Origin of the sequence: Flagellimonas flava (assembly GCF_050617915.1) — a bacterium.
GTDB classification, from domain to species: domain Bacteria; phylum Bacteroidota; class Bacteroidia; order Flavobacteriales; family Flavobacteriaceae; genus Flagellimonas; species Flagellimonas flava_A.
On sequence record NZ_JBODQE010000200.1, the window covers coordinates 1 to 234 of the forward strand.

Annotated in this window: 1 pseudogene; it reads right to left on the reverse strand. The window is 42.3% G+C overall.

The annotated features are described in order from the left end of the window. Window positions 1-33: 33 nt before the first annotated feature. Window positions 34-234: pseudogene (locus tag ACRHOZ_RS21535) on the reverse strand (amidohydrolase); the annotation flags it as partial.

Sequence of the window (234 nt, forward strand, 5' to 3'; positions counted from 1 at the left end):
GAAGAGATAGAATCCTGGCTCTTTTTCATGAAATTAGCTGAAATCCTCAGCGCCTGTAATGGCCTTGTGAAGGGTTACATTTTCAGTCCCAGCAACTCTTATTAGCGTAGGTCCCATCTTTTCTGTCAAATCCAAATCATTAAAGGTAATGTCCGTGGAACTCTTGATATCTATAGTGGCAGCTCCACCGTATGCTTTGGCAATGGCTGGTACCATTTCTTCCATACGCTTATT